Below are 2,959 nucleotides of genomic sequence, written 5' to 3' on the forward strand. Positions count from 1 at the left end.
CTCTCCCAGCTGAGCTATAGCCCCGTATCTTACAGCATCACCGTTAAAGCAAGTACTGTGCGAACGCGTCGCATAATATGAAACCCGATTCGCAGTGTCAACGGCTAAATCCGGTTATCCGATTAACCGCTGAAAAAGACGCCAAAGGTAAGAAAAAACAGGCGGCCATTTCGATGTCATCTCATCATAAGCGCAATAAAAAGCTGCTAACGATAACGCGATTTATTATCATCACTTCACGTTACGCTTCTGCCTCCTATATAAGCCCCAGCACATGCGCTATTTTCCTATGATTGTATTTTCTATGATGGTATCTGCCTCTGGCATGTTGTCTGTTCGGGCGCAGCCCACCATTCCTGATATGACCGAACAAGCAAAAGCTCAATTTGAGATCAGGCAAATTGAGATGAAAAGCGATGCGCAGCATGCTTATCGGCTTTTCATCGCACTTCCCCGCCAACCGGCACCTGAAGGCGGTTATCCGGTTCTGTATATGCTGGATGGCAATGCTCAGTTTCCCGTTGCCGTAAATAGCTATAACGCAAAAAATGGCGCGGCACCGCTGATTGTCGCCGTAGGTTATCCGATCGATAAGCCTTACGATGTCCCCGCCAGAACGCGTGACTACACGCCACCGACAACGCTCACCGACCCAGATTTTGCCGCAGGCGGCGAAGCTGAGGCGTTTTATCAATTCCTACAATCCACGGTAAAACCCTGGGTTGAAGCGAACTACGCCGTGAATAAGCAAAAACAAACGCTGGCCGGGCACTCTTTCGGTGGTCTGTTTACGCTCTATACGCTTTTTAACCACACCGAATCTTTCCAGCGTTATGTTGCCGCAAGCCCGTCTATCTGGTGGGGAAATGGCGTTGTGATTCCGGCAAGAACGCAGCTAATCGCTACACCGCCACAATCCATTACCGTCACGGCAGGGGCAAATGAAGATGAGCCAGCCAAAACGCAGGCGGGTAAAGCTGTTGATGAAAAGCGGGCAGAGCGTCTCAGCCAAAGAAAAATGGTGGAAAGAGCAACAGCGCTGGTCGCGCAGCTCAACGAACAAGGCACAAAAGCCGACTTTATTCTGTTCCCCGGTAAAGGGCACGGCGACGTGATCCCCGATGCCATCGGTAAAGCGGTTGCTATCGCCGGCCAATAATGCGCTAAGTCATAAAATAAGAAGCCCCAGCATTTGGCCGGGGCTTCTTGTCTATTCATGCAGTAGGGCTTATTGCTGCGCTTCACGCTCAGCAATGAACGCCAACGCTTTATCAATACGCGCCAGCGAACGCTGTTGACCAATCGCATGCACAGTCACGTCAACGCCCGGAGACTGACCCGCGCCGGTTACCGCAACGCGCAGTGGCATACCGACTTTACCCATGCCCTGACCCAGCTCGTCCGCCGTGCCCTGAATGGCGTGATGGATATTCTCCGGCGTCCAGCTCGTTATCGCGGCCAGCTTCTCGCGTACCAACTCAAGCGGCTGACGGGCAACTGGGCGCAGGTGTTTCTTCGCAGCATCGGCATCAAACTCAGCAAAATCTTCATAGAAATAACGGCAAGAGTCCGCCATTTCTTTCAGCGTCTTGCAACGTTCGCCCAGTAAGCCAACCAGTTCGCTCAGCTGCGGCCCAGTGCAGGTATCAATTCCAGCCTGCTCGATATGCCATGACAGATGCGTCGCCACGTATTCTGCGGGTAAATGATTAATATAGTGATGGTTCAACCATTGCAGCTTCTCAGTATTGAAAGCGCTCGCCGATTTGTTGACGGCATCCAGCGAGAACAGCGATGTCATCTCATCTATAGAGAAGATTTCCTGATCCCCAGACGACCAGCCTAAACGCACCAGATAGTTCAGCAGTGCTTCCGGCAGATAGCCGTCATCGCGGTATTGCATTACCCCCACAGCGCCGTGACGCTTGGACAATTTCTTACCGTCGTCGCCCAGAATCATCGACACATGCGCATATTCCGGCACCGGTGCACCCAGCGCTTTCAGGATGTTGATCTGACGCGGCGTGTTGTTGATATGGTCTTCACCACGGATAACGTGCGTGATTTCCATATCCCAGTCATCGATAACGACACAGAAATTGTAGGTTGGTGAACCGTCAGTACGACGGATAATCAGGTCATCGAGCTCCTGATTGCTGAATTCGATCGGCCCGCGAATGCGGTCATTGAAGATAACCGAGCCTTCCTGCGGGTTGAGAAAACGCACGACATGCGGTTCATTATCAGCATAATGTTCGTGAGAGCCACGGCAACAGCCGTCGTAACGCGGCTTTTCGCCGTTTTCCATCTGCTTTTCACGCAGCGCTTCCAGACGTTCTTTAGAGCAATAGCATTTATATGCTGTACCGTTTTCCAGCATCTGATCGATTACGGCGTTGTAACGGTCAAAACGTTTAGTCTGGTAGTACGGGCCTTCATCCCAGTTCAGGCTCAGCCAGTTCATACCATCCATAATGGCATCAATCGCGTCCTGAGTTGAACGCTCCAGATCGGTATCTTCAATACGCAGCACGAACTCGCCGTCATGATGACGGGCAAACAGCCAGGAATACAGTGCGGTACGAGCGCCGCCGACGTGGAGATAGCCAGTAGGACTAGGGGCGAAACGGGTTTTGATTTTCATTTGGGATTACAGCCTTATTACGCAACGGCTGTCGGCATACACCGACATAAGCTCAGAGAACAAAAGTGGGCAACATTCTATCACTCTGCTTCGATTCCTCAACGCCGTAACATGCCGCACAGGCTTTTATTCTGATAGCAATGGCAAGATAACAGGCTGAATTGCGCAAGGATGCAGCACCAACGGCGATAAATACGACGTCTTGACTAATTTTGCAACGAACAATCATTTTAGTTTTAAAAAGCGTTGACTCACATTCAAGGATCCCTATAATGCGACTCCACACAGCGGGGGTGATTAGCTCAGCTGGGAGAG

3 protein-coding genes are annotated in these 2,959 nt (G+C 51.2%); 1 reads left to right on the forward strand and 2 read right to left on the reverse strand.

What is annotated here, in order from left to right:
• Positions 1–304 precede the first annotated feature (304 nt).
• Positions 305–1,159, forward strand: coding sequence for an alpha/beta hydrolase (locus tag H0248_RS17595; protein ID WP_240345998.1), 855 nt, complete (start codon positions 305–307; stop codon positions 1,157–1,159).
• Between the two features lie 69 nt (positions 1,160–1,228).
• On the opposite strand, the gene gltX is transcribed toward H0248_RS17595, so the two are convergent.
• On the reverse strand, positions 1,229–2,644 hold the full coding sequence (gene gltX / locus H0248_RS17600; protein WP_180786900.1) for a glutamate--tRNA ligase: 1,416 nt from the start codon (positions 2,642–2,644) through the stop codon (positions 1,229–1,231).
• Positions 2,645–2,696: 52 nt separating this feature from the next.
• A partial coding sequence (locus H0248_RS21935; RefSeq protein WP_205559004.1) for a hypothetical protein occupies positions 2,697–2,959 on the reverse strand: 263 nt, incomplete at its 5' end.

This window comes from Pectobacterium brasiliense (assembly GCF_013449685.1).
Taxonomy (GTDB): domain Bacteria; phylum Pseudomonadota; class Gammaproteobacteria; order Enterobacterales; family Enterobacteriaceae; genus Pectobacterium; species Pectobacterium brasiliense_A.